The following is a 22,926-nucleotide window of genomic DNA, read 5'->3' on the forward strand; positions in this document are numbered from 1 at the left end:
CTGCTCAATTTTTCCAAGGGAGGCCGGAGCCGCCCTCTTCGGATTTCGCGTCCCGGAACTCCGGGGGTTGGCCCGAAAGCAGGAAGCTCGCGATGTAGCCAGATCGCCCGTTGTGCTCGATGCGGATCCAACGGTAGCCGTCACGCTCGCCCGCGACACGGCCTGTGGCCCGAATGCCCGAGTCCGTCTCCAGAACGCCGAGGCTGCGCGCCGACGTGGTCGGCTTAGCCCTGATGTTCGAACGCTTCTTGGCCCACATCACACGGTCGAAGGTTTCGGCGACCTCGAAGCTGAACGCCTTCTTGGACGCGTCCGCGCCGCCGGAGTTTTCGGGGGCGTCGGCCTTCGACCCGGCGCCCGCTTTCACTTCGTCCACGGGCTTAGAGACGACCTTGCCCTCCGGATCGTCGGACTTGGAAGGGGCCGATTTTGCGTTCTCGCCGGAACCGCCGCCGCGACCCGCTTCAGCATGTTTGTCGCTTTCGGAAGCGCCCAGGTCGTTCATCGATCCGAGAGAGGGGTAAGCCGTCGTGTCCTCGGCATTTTCGGACGGGGTGTCGTTTTCCGGTTCCTGCACCTCCTCGCTCGACGCCTGGCCGCTATCGACTGTCCCGAACGAAATCCCACCGGAGCGCTCGGGGTCGTCGGCCCGGTCTTCCGACGCGGGGTTTCCGGGCTTGTTCGAGGGAGTATCCGCCTCGTCGTCGTCAGAAGAAGCCAGGAAGTCCGAAAGTTTCGGCCGTTCGCTGTCGCTGTTCCCGGCCTCGCGGGGGTCTCCCGGCTCTTCGTCGGAGAGAGAGTCGAACGAAATCCCGCCGGAGCCGGAAGTCTCCTCTTCGCGCTCCGGCTTCGCGCCGTCGTCCGAAGCGGACCCGCCATCGGAGCCGAACGAGACGGCGCCGGAAGAAGCGGAAGGCCCGTCGTCAGTGTTAGCGGAACGGTCCTTCGCCGTGTCCTGGCCGTCTGCGGCGTCGTCACCGTCGGCGAAGAGGAAGTCGGCGGACCGGCCCTGGATGCCGTCGCTCTTGCCGCTTGATCCGTCGTCAGGCTGTTCCCGGGCTTCGCCGGAGCTTCCCGCCGAGGCACGGTCAGAAAAGGTGACCGCGCCGCCGCCCGACGTCTGTTGTGGGTCGCTGTCGCTCTTGCCGTCGGACTTTGCCGTTTTTCCGAAAGAGACGGCGCCGGAAGGAGCGTCGCTTTTCGGCGACCCTTCACCGCCCTCGTCGGCGGGGTTGCCTTCCTCGGTCTCGTCACCTTCGCTGTCGCCGCTCCTCTCGGACAGTAACTCGGACGCCGGCTTGCCTTTCAACTCGCTGCCGCCGGTCTGGGTCTCTCGATCGCCCTTTAAAAGTTCGTCGACGCGGTCATCCAGACGCTTGCGCAGCATAAGGAGATCGGTGCCGTCCTGGATCACTAGGCTCATCTGCTGGTCGACTGTCTCCCGCGCGGGATTCCGCGTCGGATCGACGCCTTGGACGTCATACCAAGGAGGAAGGATTTCCATGGCAGCGTCTTTCGCTTGTTCTCGCGAGAGTTGCCCCCCTTCGAACGCGGTGCCGTCCCAGAAGCCGTCCGGTCGGGCAGAATAGCCGTACAGGCGAGCCATGAACGCGTCGACGATTTCTTGCCGCTTTTCGCGCAGCGTCTTATCAGCGTGGTCGGCGCCTTCATCCGCGGAAGCGGGTTCGTCGAGTTGGCCCGAGCTGTCGGTCTCCGGGCTTTCGTCGCTTGTTTCGCTCTCGGCGACCCCGCCATTCGGCGTCCCGGCTTCGCGACTTCGGTTTTCGGGGGATCGATACGGCGCCTCGCCCGAGGTTCCGGTGCGGTCGCCGTCAAGCTTTTCGCCGCCGCGATCACTGCCGTCACGCGCGCTCCCGCTGCCGGAAGACGAGCTCGCGGGGGCCGGGATCGCTGTCCCGCCGGTGGGGAGTATGAAGACGGACACGACGCCGACGCCCAAAGCGACAACGGCGACTCCCGCCAACAACACGTATTTGAACTTGCGTTGCATCTGCTGCCTCCGCGGCGACGACGGTCAGGAGTTGGGTTTGTCGGACCCGGACAGGCCGCGCCAGGTGAAGCCTTCCCGCCGCGCGACGCGCGCGCAGGCGGCTTGGCAAACGTTTTGGACGGACCTGCCCGTTTCGAGAGCGTAACGATGCAGGGAGCGCGCGTTCTCTCGGGTCGTCTCGAAATGCATGATGACGACTTCATCCGCGGCGCCTGCGCCTCGGACCGGATGGCCGCGGCCGCGAGGCTCGGAAGACGAGTCCCAGGGGTATCCGGCCGCTTCGAGTTCGGCGGCCAGTTCGTCCAGCAGCATCGCGCGGGCGCTGCTGTCGGTTTCCCTGGCGCGGGAAAGGAACGCGACGCGGTCACCGCGAAGGCAACGGAAGCCGACCTGCTTCAGGTTTCGTGACGCCACTGACGGAATGCCTTTCGACAAACTGCAACGTTTTCACGCTATCCTATACGCTACATAATAGCGCACATGTTCATATTTTTCAAGGTGGACGAGGAGTCCGATCACGCCCGCTGGAAACAGGCGCCCGCTCCGTACTCGCTCCCTTCCGCCTGGGCCGTTCATGGACGTGCTTCGGTAGGGAGCTATGGAAAGCGTTTGCGGGACGCGGCGCCGAAGGCGTCCGGATGCTACGATACACGGTTGCCCCTGACCGTAGGCGCGCTGTTCGGAATGGGAGGCGGGGTGCGAAAAAATCAGAACGAACGCCCCGACACGATCCAACGCCCCGACAGGGCAGAAGGCAAACCTCTGGCAGAGGGCCGGGATTTCGCCGAAGAACGAAGGGAAAACGGCGTTCTCATTTTTTTGCAGCGTCGTTAGAAGACCAGACAACACGTTTTCTAACGGTGGTGAAAAAAAATCGAACCGGGTCTGCCGACGACTCCCGGAGACCCAAGCCTGTGGGGTATGGCGCGCGGCGGGGAAGCAGCGTCGTTCCGACGCTCCTTCAGAAGCCTCTCACAGAGACGCTGCGGCTGACGGAGGGTCCACTTGCCCTTGCGCCGCCCAATCGTCCTCACACGGCTCGTGAGCGGTTTGCATGGCGGACAGGGCTTGCTCGTGCGAGGCGGACGGAACGGCCTCCTCAGGCCCGAAACGCTCGATGTGGTCGAGAACGGATCCGACCTTGTCTTCGACGTCGGACAGCACCCAAAGGTACGGCGGACGTCCTTTCTTGCCTGTCTGGAGTTTCACCGGGATCCAGCCAGAAGGACACGTATCGCCGGAAAAACCCGCTTCCTTGAGTCGCCGATTGGCCGAGGCGAGTTTCTTGGCCTCGATCGCGCCAAGTTCGACGAGGGAACGGGCGGAAACGCATCCCGATCCTTTTAGCGCCGCGGAGCGGTACGGGTCGGGATTGAGGTAGTCTTCGAGCCTCACGACACGGTCGAAAACGACCCCAGTCGGCGGGACTTTGCCGATGATGACCGTCGACGTCGCTTGGCCCTCGGCGGCTCTGCGAAGCGGGGAGACGCGGTTGGCCGCCCGGGAAAGCTCCGCTTCTCTCCGGCTGCGGAGGACGGACTCCTCGACCGGGTCTTGAGGCATCCGGCACACGACCGACGCGACGGAGCCGTCTCTCAGGGGCAGTCGAACGTCCCTCTGTATCCACCCCACCTCTCCGCCGTGGGGCGGGAACGCGCCGACCATGTCCCCGGAGCGGACAGCCATGGCCATTCGCCTGACGGCGTCTTCGGGAAGCTCCACGCGCCCGCAAACGACCGATCGAGTGGCCGTCGTCGGCGCGGACATCCGGAGCTTCCCGAAGCGAGAGACTTCGGACTGGTCGGCCAGTTCCGCGGGGTCGGCGAAAGCTTCCTCGGCGAAGCCTTGCGGCGGCTCGGGAGCGACGACGCAGGCTTCAGGGGCATTGTCCCCCTCAGGTCCGCCGGAAGCCGTCCAGACGGCGTGGGCGAGCTTCGCGCGCCGCCGTTCGGCTTCCTTCCAAGGATCTCGTTCGAGCCCGTTTGAGTCCGTGTAAGACGACACGCCGGCTGGCGGGTAGAGCGTGCTTCGCGTGCCGCCCAGACCCGTCACGAACGTCGCCTCCGACCACCCCTCGCAGCCTTCCGGCGCGGGGACGTCGACGACGTCGTGCGTCTCGGAGAACACGGCCCGATACAGGTCGGGGTCGCCTTCGGCGTCGAGCACGGCCACGGGCCTGTCCGGCCAGGCGAAAGGCCGTATCCATCCGATGTCGATCCACGGGTTCGCGCCATGCGGCGCGCGATAGGCGATCCGGGCGTCGTCGCCGAGCCTTTCGCCGCCGTCCATCAGGATCGACCGGAACACGTGCCAGAGGCGCCATTCCGCCCGCGCGTGATCCCGTCGCGCCCGGGCCGTGCGAGACTTCAGGCGGCGCTTGTCGTCGGAGGTCGAAATGGCCGCCGCGGACAGCGGACGGCAGACCTCCATGGCGCCTTCGATCTCGGCCACGGCGGCTTTCTTGTCGCCCGACAGCGCCAGAACGGTCGCCAGTGGATCGTTCCCCTTGCGGAAAGCGTCCGCGACCACTGACGCCAGCTTGTCGCGCCCCGTGACCTGCGGGTCTTCGCTCTCGTCGGTGCCCGCGTAGGCGATCGAGGTTTCGAGCGCGTGGACGGGAACGTAGCCGTGGCCCAGAAGCTCCAGCAGAGGCGTCTCGTCGATCACGACGCCACGGCAGTCTCGGATCGCGGGAGGAAGTCGCTTGTGCGAAACGGCGCGCACGGGCGCGAACGTGACGGCTTCCGGCTCGTCCGGCGTCAGGCCGTCCTCGAAGTCGAGGAGCCGGTGATGCTCCCACCGCCCGCGCCCCCACGGGTCCTGGTGTTGGCGAGTGCGCTGGCGAATGAAGCCGCAACGCTTCCGCGCCGGGCACTCCCAGTCGCCGCTCTTGCAAAGCGCGTTCGTCGGCAGCCCGGCTGCGGCCAGTTGGCCGACTTGCTCCGGGTACTCGCATCCCGCCAGGCGCTTCCCCAGCATATTGCCGACGAGCGAGCCCTTCTCCGCGCCGTCGACGCCCAAGACGTCGAGCTGCTCGGACACGCGCTTGCGCGCGACGTCGACCTTCCGCGAGTCCGGGCACAGGTACACCAAGGGTCGAACCGCCTCCCCTACCCCGTCGGGCGCCGTCGCCGCGCCGGAGCGGTCCACGGCCGCGAACGCCGCCAACTGGGCGGCCGCACGGCTTTTGCCGGTGCCTGAAGGGGTCCTTATCAGATAGAGCTTCGGGCGGGAGGTCGGCTTGCCACCCAAAACCGCTTCCTCGCGGTCGAGCACGTCGTTCCAGAAAGCGGTCAAAGCCTCTTCCGCCGCGCTCTCGCAAGCGCGCAGCAGATCGCCTGCCCTTTCCCTTTCCGACGCACTAAATATGAACATGTTACTATTCTACGGCAGAATGGGCCTTTTTTCAAGGTCGCGTATCGTCTTATGTGTGTGCGTACCGCCTTGTCGTGTTAATCACTGCATAACGCGGGGTGCGGTCTAATGCCTGGCGCTGCGCCAGGGCAGAGAGAACACGGGGCGGTCTTGCGACGGGACGTGACGGTCAGCGTGGAGAGAGCGGAACTGGAAGCCGCCCGGGGCAGCGCGGACGGCCACACGCGGTTGTCCGAGTGGCTGCACGACGTCGACACGGCGGGTCCATGGGCGCCTTCGGAAGAGTTGAGAGTCTTGCTGAACGTGGCGCCCGATCCCGACCATTCCGTGGCGCGGTACCTGCATATCGTGATCTACGGCGTCATCCCGCCGGGCACCGATCCGGACACCGCGCGCAACGGCGCGTTCGATTTCGCGGTTCGAAGGGATCCGCTGGACCCGAAGTGAGCGGCTTCCGGCATTGAAATAGCACCCATATGGCGTATAATACAGTATCCGCGCGACATACGCGCGGGCAAGTCAGTGAACAGGAGACGAGTATGTCCGCAAGCCGAACGAAGACCGTTAAGTCTGTCGCTCTCGCGCTCGCCCTGAGCTTGGGCGTGGCGGGAACCACCGCCGGGTGCGCGCAGTATCCCGGCGCTTCCAAGGTAGGCGGCGCGGCTGTGGGCGGCGCCGCGGGCGGCTTGCTCGGGTCCATGGTGGGCGGCGGAACCGGCCGGCTCGTGGCCACCGGCGTCGGCGCGGTGCTGGGCGCCGGCGTCGGCATGCTGATCGCCGAAGACATGACCCGGCACGACAAAAAGGAGCATGTCGAGGCGACGGGCAAGGCCCTGGAGGACAACCCCTCCGGCGAGCCGGCGACCTGGAGCAATCCCGACAGCGGCAACAGCGGCAAGGTGGTGCCGACCAAGACCTACCGCGAGAACGGCCGGTACTGCCGCGAGTACCAGACCGAGGTGACGGTCGGCGGCGAGAAGGAACAGGGTTACGGCAAGGCGTGCCGCCAGCCGGACGGCGATTGGAAAATCGTCAACGCCGACGCCTGATCCACGAGTTTCCAGAGAAGCTCGAAAAGAAGAGGCCCGCCATCTCGGCGGGCCTCTTTTCGTTCCGGCGTCCCGTCAGGGATCAAGCGGCGCGCTTCTTGCGCTCGGTCCACCCGCGCGAGCGCCATACGGTCGAGATGTCGCGGCTGGTGGCTTCCGCTTCGACCATGGACGCCCATTCCCGCCATGCGTCCAACCCGCGCTCCTCGATCGCCTGCTGCAAGAGGGTCGCCAAGCGGTCGACGATCGGCGTGGTGCGCTTGCTCTCCCCGGAGCCGGTGGAAAGCCATCGACTGCCGGACGACGCGTCCCGGCCAAGCGCCAGGCTGAGATGCTTCGCCGGGATCGCGGGGAAACCTGCGCCTTCCAGGCGCTCGTTCAGCAGGTCGTAGACGTCCGCGACGTCCGACCAAATCGGAATGATGCAGTCTTCCGGATGACGTTCGAGCCAGCGGACCAGAATGCCGATCGTCGGCTTGTCCACGGTGTCCCTGCTCCGGTCCCGGACGTGGCGGATGGAGACGATCTCGCGCGGCCCTATCCGGTCGGTGAGGGATCGGTCCCAGTTGAGGCGCTGCTCAAGGCGCGCTCGACTGCCGGAGGGGACTGGCACCTCTTCCTCTTTACCGAGCGCGTCGCGGACGAGGATCGCGTATTCGTCGTTTCGCATCGCCGACCACGCCATGGGCGTCAGCCCGAACAGCCACAGGGTGTCGGGGGTGCCCAGGCCAAGCCCCAGCGAGAGGCGCTCGATCCGGTTGCCGTTGACGCCGTCCGCGGGCTGACCCTCGGGATCCGATATCCAGCTCTTGCGGCTGGAAACGCCGTCCATCCCGCGAGCGCGGGCTTCCTCCTCCGCGACCTCCCGCCATTCTTTCCAAGCCTGCGGGCCGTCCCGGCGGATGGCGCGCATCAGGGTCATCGCGGCGTTGCGGACGACAGGCGTAGCCTTCCCCTGAGCGGTGCCCCAACGATACGCGGACGAGGCGTCGCGACCGAGGTAGAGCGAGATCAGACGGGCGGCCGTCGCCTTCCCGTCCGCGCGCTCTCCGACTTCGGCCAGGAAATCCACCACGTCGGCCATCTCGGCGTGGCGCGGGGCCTTGTCCCACACCTGCGCGAGCTCGTGCGACAGGCTTGGCACCGGAGCTTTTTCGGGGTGGCGCTCCAGCCAACGGGTCATCAAGCACATCGTCGCGTCGCGCACTTGGCGATGGCGCTTGTTCGTTTGATGGATCGACGACCATCCTACGGGGTTCATGGCGAACAAGTAATGGATGTCGGCGACCGAAAGCCCCAACCCCCAAGTGCAAAGGCTCTCGACGCGATCGCCGGTGACCGGATCGACGTCGAAAAGGGATCGCGTCGTCCGACGATCCTCCTCCATGCGTTCCGACTTTTCGGTCGTCATTTCGGCCCCGCTTCACAAATCTTTTAACGCGCATCGCGTGAGATTGATACACTACACGACAACGGTCGATCTGGCAAGCTTGTCGGCGACGACTAAACGGGTTACAAGTGAGAACGGCACGCGGGCGATAGAGCGCCACACGAACGCCTCCACCCCTGCGTGCGATCGTCTCCAATGGGATTGTAAGATGTCTATCGTACGCTTGCAGAGCTACCTGACATATCCGGAAGGGCACCCTCCGGAAAGCGCGGAGATACCCGACGTGGCGATGCCCGAAGGGATGCGCGCTCCCGCGAACGGCCTGACCTGCTTCTACGGCGCGCGGAACCCGAGTTTCATGCTCGCTTGGAAGGGCGCTCGCGCGCAGGAGCGGTCCATCTCCCGCTGCGAACTCCACGTCGATGTCGGGAAGTACGACCCGAGCCGTATCTCGCTAGACGACCTGCCGGAGCGAAAGTTCGTGGACATGGAGCGCCTGAAGGAAGACGCGCGAGAGAAGGTCCGCGAATACCTTCTTGGTTACTGCCGGGAGTTGGGGCTTGAAGAAGATCACGCCGACCCGTGGTCCGGCACGCGTTTCCGAATGCGGTATCCGCGGCTCCTCGGTCGGCTGGTCCAAGAGCCGGAGTTCCGGCATGTGGCCGTTCTGGTTTACTCGGTCGCGTCCTCGGACGGGGACGTCCGAGGTTTCGGCACGCTCTTCGATCCGGCGGCGGTTTCGGAGATACAAGCGCACGACGCCAGCATCGCGTTCCGCCTTCCTGAGATCGACTGGGCGCGTCCGCTGAAGGGTCCGCGAGTCGAAGCGCGCGCTTGAGTCTCAAGCGGCTGATCGGCGCGACAAGTTGCGGCTGTCGCTCCGCTCCCGTGCATCCTGAGAACCGTTTTCCGAGGGCCTGCTGAGACTCGCGATCTCGCAGGCCCAAATTTTCGCTTGGTCAGCCACGATGGAAGCGATGGCGGGTTCGAGGCTGCCGTTGGAGACGCCGCCGAAGTCAGTCGCTTCTCTCAGGGCAGCCGCCACAAAAAAACGCAACGACGCCTGGCGCGGCGCGCTGCCGTCGTGAAGCCGAATGGAAATGTCGCCATTGCGGCACACGCTGACCTCGATGCTCGCGCCTTTGAAGCCGTGTTCCTCTCGGCGCAAGGACCTCACGTCGTCGGCTAGACAGCGCCAACCGTACGAAACGCAACCGGCGAGTATCCGGTCGGCGATCAAAAGCTCCTCTTCAGTGTCCGCCATCCCCCCGTTTGGCAGCCCTTCGTTCACTGGCCCTCTCCAGTCATTGCGCTCAATCCCCGGGTTTCGACCCCAAAAACAGTTACGCGCATACCATAAACCCGTCACGCGATGCACACAGTTTTTGGTTCCATTCGGTTTGGGCTTGTCAGGAAGTTTTTTCGCGTCAACGCGAGATCGCCATTCCGTGCGACCGCCCTTTCGATTTCGCGGACTTTTCGGAACTCGCGTTCACTGAGCCGCCGCCGGCCTCGCGCTTCGGCTGACGCGGCCTCGGCTTGGATCGGGGCATAACTGGCGCGACCTGCTCCTTTACGGCCGCGCGCAAGGGCTTGTCCTCCTTGGCGCGACCGGCGTACCGGACCGGTTCGACAGGCTTGCCTTTCTGCGCCCGGTTTTGCGCGAAGTGGGCGCACCAGGAGCCGACGTTCTGCGCGATCACCGGCGTCGACGGGCCGCCCGTGGCCAGAACGGTGTACGGCGCGTCGGGGTTCTGGCGTGTCCACTGCACGGCCTCCGAGGCCGTCGAGAACACGAGAATGCCCCTGTCGTCCTCGAACGCGCGGCTCGCCCAAATGCCATGCGAAACGCGGCTGTCGCCTCCGGGTGCGGAGATGGCGCCGCCCTGCTCGGAACCGACTTTTCCCAGACCCTGCGGCGACAGCACGCGGCCTTCGACTTCCACGGCGCCGATCCCGCGCGGATGGTGCTTGTCGGGGACAGTGCGGAACGCGAAAGCCTCCTCGCCGTCGGGCAGGTTGTGGACCTTGCCGACAAGGCGGTCCGGAAGGTCGTCTGCGGGCGCGTCCTCCAAGGACAGCGCGAGAGCGTCGAACCGATCTTCCGGGACGGAGCGGATGCCGCTGCCGAAGTCGTGGTCCTTGTCCTCCGCCGCCGCCGAAAAAGCGGCCTGCTGCTCGGCGGCGACGGCGTCCGCGTCCGGCGCGTTCCTGGCGTCCAGGGCCGCGTTGGCGACCGTTCGGCGCGCGTAAGCGTCCAGATCCCGAACGCGCCGGGCAGCGTCGCTCTCGGCTTTCAGGGCCGCGACAGCCGCCTCGAACGAGTGATCGCGCATCACGTCCTGCGAGATCGCGAAGTCGAGGAACTCCGGCTTCCAGCCCTGGGCCTTTTCGGCCTTCTTTTCGGCGAGCGCGCGCCATTTGCTCCGGGCCGAGTCTTCCGAAGCGGATAGTCCGGGGTGCTCGATCATGGCGTTGTCCGGATCGGCGAAGCTGACCGAACGCTCGGGACGCTCCTTGGCGAACTTCCGCGCGGCCGTCGTCAGGCACTCGTCGAGGTACATGTCCGACTCGTACCGGGCGACGTCGCCCGAGGGGCGCCCGGCGGATTTGGGCGCGGCCTGGATGTGCTCACGGACGCTTTGCTTGAATGTCTCGGCGTGCGCCTCCCAATCGAACGCTTCGCCGAGCTGTCCCACGAAGCTCGCGCTCGCCGCCACGATCGGAGCGTTGAACCCTTCAAGGCCGCCGCCGTCGCCGATGGCCGCGAGGCGGTCTTCCCATTTCCCCGTCGCGTCCGGGAGGCCGCGCTCTCTCCGCTCTCGGGCGCGCTGCTGCCGGACGGCGTCTTGCTCGTCCGTCGTAAGCGGGCAGCCGTCCCGGACCCAGGCGTTGTAGGCGTTGGCCTGCTGTCGGGCCGCCAGGACTTCCCGCTCCACGCGCTCCCAGTGGCGAGAGGGAACGTGGACTCCGCCGCCTTCGACGACGTCGGACCGGGTATCGATCTCCACCTCGACGTCTTCGAGGATCGGAGCGGCGGTGTAGTGCGGCTGCACGGCCTTGGCGACGCTCGGGTCGATTTCCGACATCGGCACGTCGAGCTTGAACGACTGCTCGGTGAGCCAGATCGCGAGCGCGCGGTCGTGGATCGGGGCGTCGGTCACGAACCACACGTGCGCGTTCAAGACGCCGCGATCCGGCTCCTGCCCGTCCACCGGGACGCCTGCCGACGACGACAGTTGCCAGTGGTAGCCCGCCCCCCGGAACTGGTGCGGCAGGTAGTTGGAGATGTACCAATCGATCGCCTGGTCGGGCCGGTCGAGGCCGTCGTGTCCCTTGGGTAGCCGAACCTTGTCGATGTCGATCATGATCCAGCGGTTGCCGTCGGGACGCTTGCGCAGCGAAGGCGGGATCCCGTCGCCGCGGTCGTGTTCGAGACGGTTGGCCGGGTACTGCCCTTCTCGCAACCGCCCGTCTTTCAAGTCGTCGTCCGTGAGCTCGCCGCGCACGACGAAGGCGTGGGGGTCTTCCTGAAGGCGATCGAGGAACGCGCTGAGCGCTTCGACGGAATGCGGGTATTCGACTTCGAAAGCGTCATACCAGCGGCCTTGGGAGAACTCGGTCTTGCGAACGACGCCGTCCTCGCCTGTCCAGAACTTCTTGGTGGCCCAGGGGCGGACCCATTCGACGTCTTCCGAACTGCCCTTCTTCATGGCGGACAGGCCGTCGTTTCGGCGCGCCTGCCGCCTCGGCCTCGGGCGAAGCACGGTCATCCGGATCCGGTCGGAAGAGTCCCCGCCCTCGCTTTCGGCGGCCTCCACGGCGGATCGGACGACGTCCGGCAGATTTTCCTTCTTCACTCCGACCTCCTAAGCGCCCAGCGCCCTTCCGACTTCAATGGCCGCGCCCCGCGCGAGATGGATGGGGTCGCCTCCGACGAGGGTCAGGGACGCCGCCACGCAGAGCGGAAAAACCAAGAGCTTCTCCGCGAAACCGCCCGTCGACACCAAAGCGACGCCTTGGCGCGCGTCTGAGGGCCACAAGAACGGCACGCCGCCGCTCACCGCGTCGGCCGCCAGATGGCCGGCGTACGCCGCCGCGAACGCTGTCGCCCACTCCCACGGCAGAAAAGCGAACGCCGACGCGGACAAGGCCGCAAGGCAGGCCGCGGAGTGAGTGACGCCTCGATGGCCGAAGATCGCCTTCAACGGCCACGAAAGGATCGGCACGCGCGATCCGGCGTAGCTTCGGGGTTCGTCGACGTCGGGTAGCAGGCTCCCGACCGCCAGGGCGGACAGGGTGAGGGGGTCGACGGGGATCGCTCCGGCTTGAGCGAGCGCCCCGCCGACCGCGCCGCCGACGGCGATGTGGGTGTGCCACATCATCAGGAGATGTCCTGGCCGCGCTTCTTCCCTTTGCTTTGCCCGCCGCCGTTGCGGCTCGGCGCCTTCTTCGCTTGGGAGTTGGCGGACCCTCCGCCTTCGCGCTTGGGGGCGGAACCGCCGGCCGAGTTACCGCGGCTCCCGGCCGAGCGGTCTTTCTTGCCGTTCCCGGCGCCGGCGTCGCGGCCCTTGGACGGCGACCGCTCCTGTCCGCGCCCCTTGTTCGCGCTCTTCTTCGGACTCGTCGGAGGCGACACCGAACCGCCGGCGGAGCGCCCCTTGCCGGATCGGGAAGGCATCTTCTTGCCGGTCGCGGCGCCCTGCCCCTGCGGCTGCGGCTGAGCGGACTTGCCGGGAGACTTGTCCCCGCCGGATTGGCCGCGCTGAGGGGCGGGTTGCCGGTCTTGTCCGCCCTTCCCGATGCCGAGTGCGCTGCCCAGGCGCTGGCCGAGAGAGGGCTTTCCGCCCCCTTGAGACGGCTGGCGGTCAGGGGTTTTCTGAGGCGCCTTCTGCGCCCCCTTTTGCGGCGTCGATCCGGCGCTGGGCGCCCCTCGATCGGGAGAGCCCTTCCCGCGATTGGCCTGGGGAGCCGGCGCCGCTTTGCCGCCGCTGCGCTCTGGGGCGCGATTTTTCGTCGGTGTCGGCGTCTTGGCGGGACCGGGGAGGTTCACCGACCCCGTGCCCCGGCTTCGCGGGTTGTCGACGCCGGAGGGGATGGCTTTCTGTCCGCCCTTATCCAGTCCGGGGAGCCGCGGGGAAGCCAGAGACCCCTGTTGCGCGGAGTAATCCGGCATCTTGGGCGCGGACGCCTTCTGTTTGAACGGGTTCACGTGCGAGTCCATGTTGCTCAGCAAACGCGGGGCTTCCGCTTCTTGGGTGCCCTGGAACGGACGTCCGCCGCCGGGCGCCTTAATGCCCGGAGGCGTGAGGCCGGGCGCGGGCGCGTTCGGGGTCTTGTCGGGGGCGGCCTTCTGTTTGAACGGGTTCACATGGGAGTCCATGTTGCTCAGCAAGCGCGCAGCTTCCGCTTCTTGGTTGCCTTGGAACGGACGTCCGCCGCCAGGCGACTTCATGCCAGGCGGCGTGAGGCCGGGCGCCGACGCCCCCGGCGCCTTGTCGGGAGCCGGAGACGGAGCGGAAGCTTCCATCGAACCGGCGACCGCCATCTCCGGTGTTTTCTCCGGCTGTTTGGGCGCCAACCCACGTGCCTTGATCGGGTCTTTTGCGTCCTGCTGAAGCCCAGCGACCTTGTTGTTGACGGACCCGTTCGCGCCCTCGATCGAGATATCGCCCTGACCGCGAGGATCTTCGCCGGACATTTTCCCCGCGTCGATGAGAACGCCGCCGTTGCGATGGGGCTTCTCGAAGGCTTCCTGGTTCCATTGCTTGGCGAGGCCGCTGAGTTGCTCGTGCGCCGAGAACGCTTCGGCTCGATGGGCTTGCCATTCGGGCGTTCGACCGTTTTGACCGTACTCGCTCTCCGCCAGGCGGTTCGCCCGTGCCCCGACGTACGCCGTCGCTTCGATTTGCTGCTGCAAACCGAGTCGTTCCGCCACGTCGGGGCCGAAGCGGTTGAGGTCTTTATCCATGGCGGATTTCAGCCCGCGCATCCGCGCCGAAACGTCTGCCTGGGGTTCCGTCCCGTCCCAGTCGAGCTTCGGCGCCATGCCTCTGCCGAACTCGGAGTTCTCGCGGGACACCTTCGGTTGCGGGCGAGCGGACGGGGACATGTCGTTGTTGCGGTTGAACGCGGCTTCGCCGTCACGGGCCTTCTTGCCGAAGTCGCGGGCGTGCTGTTTGAAGGAGTCGATGTTCGTTTGCCGGAACGGGCCGTCCTTGCCGTGCTCCAACGTCCGCGCCGCGTCGTGGAAAACCTGGCTCTTGTACGCGTTGGCCTCGATTTCGGCCTTTTTCGAGAAGCCCCTACCTTTTTCGGTGTTGGAGTGCGCCAGCGCCTTTTCCTGAAGCATTTGCTGGCGCTCGAAAAACTTGCGGTCACGCTGCTCCGTGGCCTGCATCGAGTGCTTTGGGCCGAAGTTCCAGTTGGTGATCGGCTTGCCGTTTGGATTTTTGAGCTGACCATCCGTGGGGCCGGGACGATTGATGTCGTCTCGGCTGCGCGACGCGGGCTCCCGACGGCCGATGCCGCGGAGCGCGGTGCCGATCCGGTTGGACAGGTTGGCCTTGGTCGCGGCGTTGAAAGCCTTTTGGGCGGCTTCGTTGCGCCCGACCCCGAGCTTCTGCTGAGCGGTGACGAGGTCGCCGCCCTTGGTCCCGAGCTGAGCTTCCGTTTCCAGGACGCGCGCGCCCTGGACCTGCTGCATTGCGCCCAGGGCAGCTTTTCGGGCCTGCGGCATCCTCTTGGCGCGAGCCTGGGCCTCGCGCTGCATCCTGGCGCGCTGGTTTTTCCTGCGGGCTTCCTCTTGGGCCTCGAACTGCTTCCGGGCCATACGCCGCTGAGCGGCTTCGGACATAGCCATTTCGCCTCACCACAGACTGCATGTCGTCGTTCTGGATATGTATCCTACACGACACAGTCGTTTTGTCCAGGCAAGATCGGATGTGTCTGAGGCGAAGGACGGATCGTCAGTCGACGTCAACTGCCCGGTTGAAAGCCTCGACGCTCTCGTGTCCGGCGAGTTCGCGCTCGACCGGGTCCGGGTCATCGACGAGAAGGAAGCTGCGTTCTACGGCGTTCAGCCGAGCCACGGCACGGGCATAAGGGATCGGGCTGGTACGCAGGTCGCGTGTTCCGTCGCTGAACTCCGCCAAGACGTGCGCGGCCTTCCCGGTCACCATCCCGGTCCATCCGACGCTCGCTCTCAGGGCGTACAGACCGCCCGACTCTTCGAGCCAGAGGTCGTAGACGCGCCACTCGCGGCTCACGCGCCGCGGTTCCACCTTCGTGACGTCGTTCATGGCACTGCCCTTCCGCTTGGCCCTCTCGCGTTCGAGATCGATCACGTCTCCCATCGCCTCACCTCACTGAGCCAACCTCTCGCCTCGGCGGTACTCCCAGGGATAGAGGGTCCGCCCCTTCCATACTCCACGCCGCTTCGAACGCGCGACATCTTCCTCTTCGACGTACTCTCTCGAATATCTACGATACGCGAAAGCGAAGCCCGACTCCACGATCGCGGCGTTCAAGTCGCGCATCGAACCGTTCTCGAAGACATAGCACGTGGCGATCACGCGCCCGTAGCGGTCCCGGTCGTGCGCTCGGCAGGCGACCTGCTTGCCGCGGAGGTAGCTGCGGACGGCCTGGGTCGCGTTGCGGCCGCACATGCGTGCCTCGCCCTTGTGATAGCAGGGCTGGTCGCTTTCGGGCGCGTCGATCCCGTGAAGGCGGATGCGCTCGCCCGAAACTTCGAGCGTGTCGCCGTCGATGACTTCGGCGTCGCCGCGGTAGACCTCCTGGGCGGAGGCCATCGAGGCCGAAAACGCCACGAGCGCGGCGGCGAACAGGGTTCTGAAGGTCATGTCGGTCACTCCAACGGACTGAAAGGTCAAGCGGATGCTCTGCGTGCGAAAGCGCGCCCGATCGCGTGGCCGAGGGCCGACGCGCCGAGCAAGGCAGCGGCAAGATGGGCGTCGAGGGTCGCGGCTCCGACGAGATACGACGCGAGAAACAGCCCCCAGACGAACGAGACGCCCCGCTTCGGGTCGATGGCGTCGGCTTCGAGACCTCCGGCGAACGGCCGCGCGATCGTTCCGGCGAAAACGGCCACCGCGAAGCCGAGCGCGCCGGACGCCGCGATCGCGTCGGATGTCCAGAGCCAATCCGGAGCCGCGGAACCCGCGACGAAGAGCGCGCCGCTGATCGCGGAAGCGGCCAGCCACCTGAAAACGTGAGGGATCGCGCCGAAGGCCCATAGCACGCCCAGCAGGATGAAGGTCGGGAGCAACACCGTCACGGCCAAGCGCGCCGACCCGTCAGGAACGCGACCCAGGGCGTCGACCGTGGCCATCGCCCAGGCGTACGTCGCGGCGGCTGTCGGAAGGGTGGCGCACACGAACAGATGGCCACCGACGTAGGAGGCGATATGTCCCGGGGTTCTCGATGTCATTGCCTGTCTCTTTCGACGCACTGCATGTGAAGTATGGTATCACAATTAGAGTGAACAATCAATTTCTGCCTTCAGACCCCCAAAGCGGCCCGCAGTCGCGACCATTGCTCGGCTGTGGGCGGAGGGCCCGGGGGCGGCTCCGAGCGGACCTCCTCGATCGCCTTCAAGACCCCCTCCGCTCGGCGTCGTTTCGTGCGGCGCTCGGCCAGTTCGTCGCGCACGGCGGCGACGAAGTCGCCCACCTCCGGCATCCGCGGCCACTTGTGCTCGGCCCACACGATCACGAACGCGCGCTTGAACAGGTCCGCCGGAAGGGTATGGAGCACCCGGAGGTCCATCTCCAGGGCCTTCTCGGAGGGGAGATCGACCCCCTTCCGCTCGGCCATCAGTTGCAGGCTTTCCAGTATCTGTTCGTAAGACGCCGGCGCGTTGTCGCGCTGGATGGCTTCAAGCTCTTCTCTCACCGCCGCTTCCAGCCCGTCGCTGAGCCGAAGCCGGATCATCGACCGGAGGCTCCTGGGATCGGCCGTGGAGGCGATCAAGCACTGCGCTTGCTCGCTCTGCGTTTCGCTGTACGCGGTCGGCGTCCGACTTTCTGCCGCCACCGCCACGTCGCTGTGCGTTGCCGTTGTGTCCGTCATTGCCGATCCCTTCCTTGGAGCCGTGGCCGGGGGCGTTCCTGTCCGCGCCGCCTCGCCGTTTGTCTTCTCGGTCCACGCGACCCGCGTGCTCGATGACCCAGTGCCTGTAGGCAGCCGAGTGGTTGCGGTAGCGATAGCCGTTGGCTTGGCACGAGAGAGCGAACTGCTCGGCGAAAGCGTGCGGATCGATGTCCGGGTGCCGCTGCTGTATCCAGGCGATGTCGTCATCCGAAGGTCGCCAGTCTTCAGGGGGTACGGTTTTCTCGTCTCCCCCTTTCCCTTCGATTTTTGAACCGCCCCGCGCGCGTCCGCCCGAGAGAGATTCTGTTCTAGTGGTATTGTTAGTGTCAGGTGGGCTGACAGGGGGCGTCGACATGTCGACAGGGGGTGTCAGCCCGCTGACAGGGGGTGTCAGCCCGCTGACAGGGGGTGTCGACTGGCTGACAGGGGGGCTGTCCGTGTTCGGATCGGGAGCCGCAGGCTGGTCGGGGAGGCCCGCGTCGTAGCGGATGCGGTAGATAGCGGACAGTTCCGCGCCGCTGGCGGAGAAGCGGCGATGCTTCTCGACCAGGCCAATCTTCACGAGCTTGGCGAGGATCCCGTTGACCCATTGCCGCGACCGGTCGAGCTGTTTCGCGATCCGGCCTTGTGACGGATGGCACCAACCGTCTTGGTCGGCGAAGGTGCTGAGCGACGTCAGCACGGAAATCTCGCCGAGGCCGATGTCCGGGTGTTCCAGCCAAGCGGCTGGCACGATCCCGAACCGTCCGGTGAATGACCTCAAAGCTTCCTCCTTGAGGGCATACCGACCCTGTCGCGGAAAATCGGCGTTTTCCGGCACGATCGGCTTGCGCCCGATATCCGAGGAAGCGTAAGCTCAGGGGTGCGGTTGGGAGCTTACGCCTCTCATCTTGTGAAGTCTGAAAGAGGCCCGTAGCCGTTCGCGGCGGCTACGGGCCTCACTCGTTTCAACCCTCTGGCATGTCCCTCTCGATCCTTTTGGCGATCGTCTGCCGCCGCCGTTTCGAAAGCCCGACCTCGCCCTTCGGCGACCTGGCCGAAACGGCGCTGCCGCCCACGGCGACGAAAGGCTTGCGCAACACGGCGGGGTCCGAGTAGCGCATCTGGAGCCCTTCTTCGGTCAACTCGACGTCGGCCTCGCGGTAAGCCTGCAAGGCTTGGCGAATGGACGTCTCGAACGTCTCGACGAACTTCGACGGACTCTCGTTGCTGCCGAACTGAGCGATCAGGTCGCGCCAGCGCACCAGTTGGCTTTCGCCGGGGCTGATCTGCGGCAGCGTGTAGGAGAGGTACACGAAGATGTCGATCGCCATGGCGCTGTGCGCGATCGAGTGAAGGCGGGCGCTCGGGATGGGCACGGAATGCCGGCGCATCCGCTCGTACGCCGCTTGCGTGAGCTGAATGCCCGCTGGCCAGTCCATCTGGCCGAGATTGCCCTTGCGGTACGCCTCGATCTGCCCTGCCCCGAAGACGGCGGCGTCGATGAGGTTGTCTCGCTTGAAGAGTTCCTGGTCCGAGTGCTTCAGGACCATCGTGAACTCTGAGAAAGTCAGCCGGACGAGCTGGTCTTTCGTGATGTTCGTGTTGCCCGCCTGCCCGGTCCGGGGCTGGATGCCGATGCTGCGGAGCCAACTGGGCGCGTGTCCGATCTCGATCCAAGTGTCGCCTTCCCGCCGCCGGGGATTGTGTACTTCGGTGGCGAGCCAGATGGCCAACAGGCGCGCCTTGGGGCCGTAAGGCACGCCGATGGTGACTTCCGCGCCGCCCGGTAGGGTAAAGTTGGACGGCTGGACCGTCAGCGCGAAGCGGTCGTCGTACCTGCGCCATACGGTCTGGTCGTTCTTGGGCTTACGCAGCGCCAATCCGGCAATGCAGAAAGACTTGTGAAGAAAGGAGATGTCGGAGTCGTCGCGCGCGGGGTCGATAGGCAGTTCGTATTGGCCCGCGCCCAGATGCGAAGCCCTGAAATCCGACACGGTCATGTCTCCGTCCAATGGCATTGTGTGCTCCCCTGACTATACGGGGCTCTGACAGGCGCCAAAAAGGTCGACGTTTTCCGAAAGTCCGACCCTCTTGCGTTTTGGCTTCCGAAAGTCCGACCCAGGGCTTCCGAAACCTGTACCCCCGCGCGGGTTCGCGGCGCTCGGCGCCTTCCGAAACCTGTACCCTGGGGACGCCGACTCGGACGGGACCGCCATCGTCGGGCGCGCTCTGGCGGCCGGTTCTGTGCCGACTCCGGATCGGAACCGCGGCTCCGGAGCGGTTCTCGGCCCGCGTCGGCGGAAACGGCAGTTTCCGGACCTTCGCGGGCATATGAAGGCTTCCGAAACATGCACCCCTTGCCCCCTCTGAAGACGAGCCCTGGTATGTCCGCGCCCAGAACACCACAACATGTCCTGTTCTTCCAGGCGAACGGGTACAGATTGCGGAAAGGGGGTCGGACTTTCGGAAGCTGAGCATGACGGGTTTGCCCCGAAACCCCCGATGGGGTCGGACTTTCGGAAGGGGCGTTTGGCCTGTCTGCCGGCAGAAACCGGGATTTCCGAGAACCGTCGCCCCTCACCCGAGGGCCGCCAGAGATGGGGGTACGGGTTACGGAACCGCGATCATGCCGCCCGTCTCGCCACGGAAGCCGACGCCAGCCATCGCCTTGCGTCGGAGCGCGTCGGCGTTTGGCTGAACAGGGCCTCGTTCACGGCGAGGTTCAGGGCTGCGCGAACGATGTGGCCCTCCAGCCCCTCCAGCAAATCGACGGCTTTCGCGCGGTCCGCCTCGGGTACGTCCCGGCGGGACAAAGGGCGGGCCGCTTCGATGATCGTGGCGTCGGCCCGGTGGGAGACCTCGAAGAGGATGCCCCCCGACACCAGCGGGAGCCGTCGCGCGGCGACGGCAAGCCGACCCGACAGGTCGTCGAGCCGAAGGAGCGCGTCCAGACGCGTCGTCGGACTGCCCTTGTCGGGTTTTCGGAAAAGGCTGTCGCCGATCTGGTCGCTAACGCCGCGGATATCCGCGAGCAGCCCCCAGGCGACCATAGCGTGGTTTGACTTCATACCTCTTTCCGTCACTCGCGACGCCGCTAAGCGTCGTCAGGGGTGGCGTGGACGTTACTTCATACGCGAAACGGCTCCAGGCTGGCAAAAGCCGACCTGTAGTGCAAGCCCGGCGAGTCTCAGTCGCCGAACCGACGTCGATGCGCGGTCGCGAGTCCGGTGCCGAGAACTTCGATCCCGCAGGGCAGGCGATCCTCGTAGGGGCGGTGGTGATGGCCGTGGACAATCAGGGACGCCCCCAGGGAACGCGCCAGGTCGTCGAATTCGCCCATCCCGTACGGATGGCAACTCGGCGCCTCGTGCGTCACCAGGACGTCCGCGCGCTTGCCCGCGAGGGCGTCGAAATCTTCGTAGAAGATCGAGACCCGCTGCTTTAGCGGCATCCCGCCGCGCCAACGCGCCTGCGGCTTCTGGATCGCCAGGTATTCGGCTCGGGTGGCGAACCTCACCGTGCCGTCGCCGTCGAGCGGGTGCCAGATTTTCGAACGGAAGACGCCGCCGAGGCCCGCCACGCGCACGCCGCCGAGATCGGCGACGCGGGCGTTCAGGTTGCCGCCTTCGAGGCCGCCGTGGAAAAGCCTGTCATGCCACTCGGTGCGGTCGCCGTCGTGATTGCCCGCGATCCAATGCACGGCGACGCCCGCGTCCGTGAGAGGGCGGACCTTGTCGGACAGCGGCTCGTCGAGATCCATGTCGCCCATCAGTACGACGGCGTCCGGGGCTTCGATCTCGCAAGCGCGGAACAACGGCCGCCATTCGCCGTGCGGGTCGCCGTAAAACAGGACGTTAACGGTCATGGCGAACCTCCGACGTCGCGGGGGCGCGGCGAACGAACGCCTCCGTGGCGCGCACGAGATCGCGCAGGGACCGCTTGGCGGCGAACGCGCGGCGAAGCCGCTCGACGTCGAGTTCCGAGGGGGTCGGAAGGTCGCTTCGCTTGGCCCCCACCTCGCGCGCCAGGTCGGCGATGGCGCCCTCGACGATCGAGGGGACGTGTTCGTCTGAAGGGGGTTCGCAACGCACGACCCGCACCCGCGACAGGAAGGCGGCCGGAAGGCCCGACTCGTCGTTCGCCGCCAGGATCCACGAGCAATGGCTCAGGTCGGCCTCGCAATCGAGGCAGTCGTCGTGGATGCGGCTGGCGTTCTCGGGCTCCAGCACGTCCATGAGCGCGTCGAGGACGTTGCCGTTGTGTCGGCCGGTCGCCGTCTTGTCGATCTCGTCGACGAACACGACAGGGTTGGCGATCCGGTGCTGTAGGATCGTTTCGAGCGGGCGCCACGGATGCGTCGAAGCGTAGCCCTTGGAAGTGGCACGCAGCACCTTGTCGTCGGACGCTCCGCCGGCGTTGAGGCGACGGGAAGGAACGCCCGCGAGTTCGCCGAGGCGACGGGCGAAGCGCGACTTTCCTGTGCCCGGCGGGCCGACGAGGAGAATGGGCCGGAAGCGGAAGTGGCCGGCGCCGTAACGCTCGAAGAGCGCGGCGTCGGCTTCGATCGCGTCGATGGCGCCGGTCATCCACGGGAACTCCGAGCGCAGACGGCTCCCCCACCCGTCTTTGGGTCGGGCGAGGGGGACCCGGGACGCGAGAGGCTCGAAGCGTTCGGCGACCGCTTTCGAGTCCTTGGAATGGGACGAGGGGTCCAGCCCGCGCAGGACGATCGCGCAGGACTGCGGGGCCGGATTTTCCGCGGCGCGGGGAGCGCCCGCGAAAGCCGCGCGAATGCCCTCTTCGTAGGCTTCCGGATGGAGCGCGCTCGCGGGCCGCGAGGAGTTGGGATCGGCGGCCGCGTCAAGGTCGGCGCAATGCACGAGGTTCGCCAGAAGCGAAGCCAACTCGTTGTCGTTGCGCTGCGTCCTGCCCGGGTTCCGAGCCAGTTTGCGGACGCGGCGAGAAATGCGGTCCGCCGCGTACTTGCGGGCCTCTTCGTTGCGGCCGCGCGACCACACGAACGCGAAGACATCGGTGTTCACGCCGGCCTTCCACGCCGCGCCCGTGTCGAAGCGCGACAGCCGAAAGAACTCCGACGCGTTCGCTTCAGCGAAAGAGCTCGCGTGAACGATCGGCGTGAAGCCCGCGTCGTGCAGCTCGTCTTCGGCCAGGCGCGCGCGGAGCAGCGTACGGATTGCGGTGAAGAGGGTCTCGATGTGCGGCGCGCGCCCGCAAATGACGTCCTCGGGCGGTTGCTGGCCGGTTTGGAGGACGAGACGGGCCGCGCCTCTGGTCTTGGTGACGTCGTGCCGCTCGGCGGCACGCGCGGACATCTCCCGGTCGACTTCCATGGGTTGCCTCTCGACTGACTGAAATGGCTGCTTGAGCCGGACTTCCTTTATATTCAAGCCGAGCCGGATGTCAACGGGAATGAACGCTTGACAGGGAGCGCGGGATATATAAATTACGCTGAAAACTTGAAGTCAGACGCCCCGCGAGGCGACATGCCGTTCAGTCTCAGCCGCGACCAAGCCGTTAAGGCCTCAGCAAACGGTCGAATACCGTCCGCTTGAACGCGGAAGGCTTATCGATACCGTCAAAAGAGGGAGCGCGCCATGAGCGACAGCAGCGCCAAGACCGCCGAGAGCCGTCAACGGGAACTCCGCGGCCGCCACCGCCACATCGAAGTCCGGGACCTGTCCGTTCCGTCCGGATGGCTCACGGTCGTGTCGAACTTCGTCGAGAGCGTGAACGACGTCCTGCCCGTCACCAGCAGCCCTTTCCCGCGCGTCGTGGTGGACGCCAAAGAGAAGTACGGCTCCCTGAGGCTGAACGTGCAAGGTACGTACGACCTCTCGAAAGACGACGCCTTGGAAACCCTGGTCGACCTCCACGAGGACGACGCCGAAGCGACGTGCATGGCGTGCGGAGGCCCGGCGTCCGAAAAGGCGAGCGTCGGCTTCACGCGGCGGTGCGACCGCGCCGAGTGCGCGCGGTAAGCCGGTACG

General features: G+C 66.1%; 22 protein-coding genes. 5 read left to right on the forward strand and 17 right to left on the reverse strand.

Annotation, left to right across the window (positions count from 1 at the left end):
* Nucleotides 1-4: 4 nt before the first annotated feature.
* Both CKO28_RS13630 and CKO28_RS13635 read right to left on the reverse strand, forming a co-directional pair.
* Nucleotides 5-2,011, reverse strand: a complete 2,007-nt coding sequence (locus tag CKO28_RS13630) for an SH3 domain-containing protein (RefSeq protein ID WP_200341340.1) — start codon at nt 2,009-2,011, stop codon at nt 5-7.
* A gap of 24 nt (nt 2,012-2,035) precedes the next feature.
* Nucleotides 2,036-2,446, reverse strand: coding sequence for a hypothetical protein (locus CKO28_RS13635; protein WP_207168822.1), 411 nt, complete (start codon nt 2,444-2,446; stop codon nt 2,036-2,038).
* Between the two features lie 45 nt (nt 2,447-2,491).
* Here CKO28_RS13635 and CKO28_RS13640 point away from each other — a divergent pair, with 45 nt between their 5' ends.
* Nucleotides 2,492-2,845: a hypothetical protein gene (locus CKO28_RS13640; protein ID WP_200341342.1), complete on the forward strand. Its 354-nt coding sequence runs from the start codon at nt 2,492-2,494 to the stop codon at nt 2,843-2,845.
* Between the two features lie 138 nt (nt 2,846-2,983).
* Here CKO28_RS13640 and CKO28_RS13645 read toward each other — a convergent pair whose 3' ends face one another.
* Nucleotides 2,984-5,386 carry a hypothetical protein gene (locus tag CKO28_RS13645; RefSeq protein ID WP_200341343.1) on the reverse strand — a complete coding sequence of 801 codons (2,403 nt, stop codon included), beginning with the start codon at nt 5,384-5,386 and terminating at the stop codon, nt 2,984-2,986.
* A gap of 150 nt (nt 5,387-5,536) precedes the next feature.
* On the opposite strand from CKO28_RS13645, the gene CKO28_RS13650 reads away from it, so the two are divergent.
* Both CKO28_RS13650 and CKO28_RS13655 read left to right on the forward strand, forming a co-directional pair.
* Complete coding sequence (locus CKO28_RS13650) at nt 5,537-5,833, forward strand: hypothetical protein (RefSeq protein WP_200341344.1); 297 nt, start codon at nt 5,537-5,539, stop codon at nt 5,831-5,833.
* 155 nt (nt 5,834-5,988) lie between these two features.
* The gene (locus CKO28_RS13655; RefSeq protein ID WP_200341345.1) at nt 5,989-6,435 is read left to right on the forward strand and encodes an RT0821/Lpp0805 family surface protein; all 447 of its coding nucleotides are present in this window, start codon (nt 5,989-5,991) and stop codon (nt 6,433-6,435) included.
* 82 nt (nt 6,436-6,517) lie between these two features.
* Here CKO28_RS13655 and CKO28_RS13660 read toward each other — a convergent pair whose 3' ends face one another.
* Complete coding sequence (locus CKO28_RS13660) at nt 6,518-7,846, reverse strand: hypothetical protein (RefSeq protein WP_200341346.1); 1,329 nt, start codon at nt 7,844-7,846, stop codon at nt 6,518-6,520.
* Nucleotides 7,847-8,108: 262 nt separating this feature from the next.
* Here CKO28_RS13660 and CKO28_RS13665 point away from each other — a divergent pair, with 262 nt between their 5' ends.
* Complete coding sequence (locus CKO28_RS13665; RefSeq protein ID WP_207168823.1) at nt 8,109-8,663, forward strand: hypothetical protein; 555 nt, start codon at nt 8,109-8,111, stop codon at nt 8,661-8,663.
* 3 nt (nt 8,664-8,666) lie between these two features.
* On the opposite strand, the gene CKO28_RS13670 is transcribed toward CKO28_RS13665, so the two are convergent.
* The 13 genes from CKO28_RS13670 to CKO28_RS13730 all read right to left on the reverse strand — a co-directional run bounded on the left by CKO28_RS13670 (nt 8,667) and on the right by CKO28_RS13730 (nt 22,269).
* Nucleotides 8,667-9,116 (reverse strand): hypothetical protein, encoded by a 450-nt coding sequence (locus CKO28_RS13670; protein WP_200341348.1) that lies wholly within the window; start codon nt 9,114-9,116, stop codon nt 8,667-8,669.
* A 136-nt stretch (nt 9,117-9,252) separates the two neighbouring features.
* On the reverse strand, nt 9,253-11,334 hold the full coding sequence (locus CKO28_RS13675) for a hypothetical protein (RefSeq protein ID WP_200341349.1): 2,082 nt from the start codon (nt 11,332-11,334) through the stop codon (nt 9,253-9,255).
* Between the two features lie 360 nt (nt 11,335-11,694).
* Nucleotides 11,695-12,210 (reverse strand): metal-dependent hydrolase, encoded by a 516-nt coding sequence (locus CKO28_RS13680; RefSeq protein ID WP_200341350.1) that lies wholly within the window; start codon nt 12,208-12,210, stop codon nt 11,695-11,697.
* The gene (locus CKO28_RS13685; protein ID WP_200341351.1) at nt 12,210-14,681 is read right to left on the reverse strand and encodes a hypothetical protein; all 2,472 of its coding nucleotides are present in this window, start codon (nt 14,679-14,681) and stop codon (nt 12,210-12,212) included. Before CKO28_RS13685 ends, CKO28_RS13680 begins: the two co-directional genes overlap by 1 nt.
* A 112-nt stretch (nt 14,682-14,793) precedes the next feature.
* Nucleotides 14,794-15,171: a hypothetical protein gene (locus CKO28_RS13690; protein ID WP_200341352.1), complete on the reverse strand. Its 378-nt coding sequence runs from the start codon at nt 15,169-15,171 to the stop codon at nt 14,794-14,796.
* A gap of 18 nt (nt 15,172-15,189) precedes the next feature.
* Nucleotides 15,190-15,687, reverse strand: coding sequence for a thermonuclease family protein (locus CKO28_RS13695; protein ID WP_200341353.1), 498 nt, complete (start codon nt 15,685-15,687; stop codon nt 15,190-15,192).
* A gap of 26 nt (nt 15,688-15,713) precedes the next feature.
* Nucleotides 15,714-16,274, reverse strand: a complete 561-nt coding sequence (locus CKO28_RS13700) for a hypothetical protein (protein WP_200341354.1) — start codon at nt 16,272-16,274, stop codon at nt 15,714-15,716.
* A 71-nt stretch (nt 16,275-16,345) separates the two neighbouring features.
* Nucleotides 16,346-16,777 (reverse strand): hypothetical protein, encoded by a 432-nt coding sequence (locus tag CKO28_RS13705; protein ID WP_200341355.1) that lies wholly within the window; start codon nt 16,775-16,777, stop codon nt 16,346-16,348.
* Nucleotides 16,722-17,756 carry a helix-turn-helix domain-containing protein gene (locus CKO28_RS13710; protein WP_200341356.1) on the reverse strand — a complete coding sequence of 345 codons (1,035 nt, stop codon included), beginning with the start codon at nt 17,754-17,756 and terminating at the stop codon, nt 16,722-16,724. The genes CKO28_RS13705 and CKO28_RS13710 overlap by 56 nt, the downstream gene beginning before the upstream one ends.
* Before the next feature lie 127 nt (nt 17,757-17,883).
* Entirely contained in the window at nt 17,884-18,918 is a 1,035-nt protein-coding gene (locus CKO28_RS13715; RefSeq protein ID WP_200341357.1) for a replication protein RepA, read from the reverse strand.
* A 624-nt stretch (nt 18,919-19,542) separates the two neighbouring features.
* Nucleotides 19,543-19,986: a hypothetical protein gene (locus CKO28_RS13720; RefSeq protein WP_200341358.1), complete on the reverse strand. Its 444-nt coding sequence runs from the start codon at nt 19,984-19,986 to the stop codon at nt 19,543-19,545.
* Between the two features lie 119 nt (nt 19,987-20,105).
* Nucleotides 20,106-20,783: a metallophosphoesterase family protein gene (locus CKO28_RS13725; RefSeq protein WP_200341359.1), complete on the reverse strand. Its 678-nt coding sequence runs from the start codon at nt 20,781-20,783 to the stop codon at nt 20,106-20,108.
* Nucleotides 20,773-22,269, reverse strand: a complete 1,497-nt coding sequence (locus tag CKO28_RS13730) for an AAA family ATPase (RefSeq protein ID WP_200341360.1) — start codon at nt 22,267-22,269, stop codon at nt 20,773-20,775. Before CKO28_RS13730 ends, CKO28_RS13725 begins: the two co-directional genes overlap by 11 nt.
* Before the next feature lie 264 nt (nt 22,270-22,533).
* On the opposite strand from CKO28_RS13730, the gene CKO28_RS13735 reads away from it, so the two are divergent.
* Nucleotides 22,534-22,917: a hypothetical protein gene (locus CKO28_RS13735; protein ID WP_200341361.1), complete on the forward strand. Its 384-nt coding sequence runs from the start codon at nt 22,534-22,536 to the stop codon at nt 22,915-22,917.
* The last annotated feature ends 9 nt before the right edge of the window (nt 22,918-22,926 follow it).

This window comes from Rhodovibrio sodomensis (assembly GCF_016583645.1).
In the GTDB taxonomy this organism is placed as follows: Bacteria; Pseudomonadota; Alphaproteobacteria; order Kiloniellales; family Rhodovibrionaceae; genus Rhodovibrio; species Rhodovibrio sodomensis.

Excerpts from the sequence above, each read along its gene's own strand:
- CKO28_RS13630 (WP_200341340.1), bottom strand. The coding sequence starts at position 2,011 with ATGCAACGCAAGTTCAAATACGTGTTGTTGGCGGGAGTCGCCGTTGTC.
- CKO28_RS13640 (WP_200341342.1), top strand. The coding sequence starts at position 2,492 with ATGTTCATATTTTTCAAGGTGGACGAGGAGTCCGATCACGCCCGCTGG.
- CKO28_RS13645 (WP_200341343.1), bottom strand. The coding sequence starts at position 5,386 with ATGTTCATATTTAGTGCGTCGGAAAGGGAAAGGGCAGGCGATCTGCTG.
- CKO28_RS13660 (WP_200341346.1), bottom strand. The coding sequence starts at position 7,846 with ATGACGACCGAAAAGTCGGAACGCATGGAGGAGGATCGTCGGACGACG.
- CKO28_RS13680 (WP_200341350.1), bottom strand. The coding sequence starts at position 12,210 with ATGATGTGGCACACCCACATCGCCGTCGGCGGCGCGGTCGGCGGGGCG.
- CKO28_RS13685 (WP_200341351.1), bottom strand. The coding sequence starts at position 14,681 with ATGTCCGAAGCCGCTCAGCGGCGTATGGCCCGGAAGCAGTTCGAGGCC.
- CKO28_RS13695 (WP_200341353.1), bottom strand. The coding sequence starts at position 15,687 with ATGACCTTCAGAACCCTGTTCGCCGCCGCGCTCGTGGCGTTTTCGGCC.
- CKO28_RS13700 (WP_200341354.1), bottom strand. The coding sequence starts at position 16,274 with ATGACATCGAGAACCCCGGGACATATCGCCTCCTACGTCGGTGGCCAT.
- CKO28_RS13705 (WP_200341355.1), bottom strand. The coding sequence starts at position 16,777 with ATGATCCGGCTTCGGCTCAGCGACGGGCTGGAAGCGGCGGTGAGAGAA.
- CKO28_RS13715 (WP_200341357.1), bottom strand. The coding sequence starts at position 18,918 with ATGACCGTGTCGGATTTCAGGGCTTCGCATCTGGGCGCGGGCCAATAC.
- CKO28_RS13720 (WP_200341358.1), bottom strand. The coding sequence starts at position 19,986 with ATGAAGTCAAACCACGCTATGGTCGCCTGGGGGCTGCTCGCGGATATC.
- CKO28_RS13725 (WP_200341359.1), bottom strand. The coding sequence starts at position 20,783 with ATGACCGTTAACGTCCTGTTTTACGGCGACCCGCACGGCGAATGGCGG.
- CKO28_RS13730 (WP_200341360.1), bottom strand. The coding sequence starts at position 22,269 with ATGGAAGTCGACCGGGAGATGTCCGCGCGTGCCGCCGAGCGGCACGAC.
- CKO28_RS13735 (WP_200341361.1), top strand. The coding sequence starts at position 22,534 with ATGAGCGACAGCAGCGCCAAGACCGCCGAGAGCCGTCAACGGGAACTC.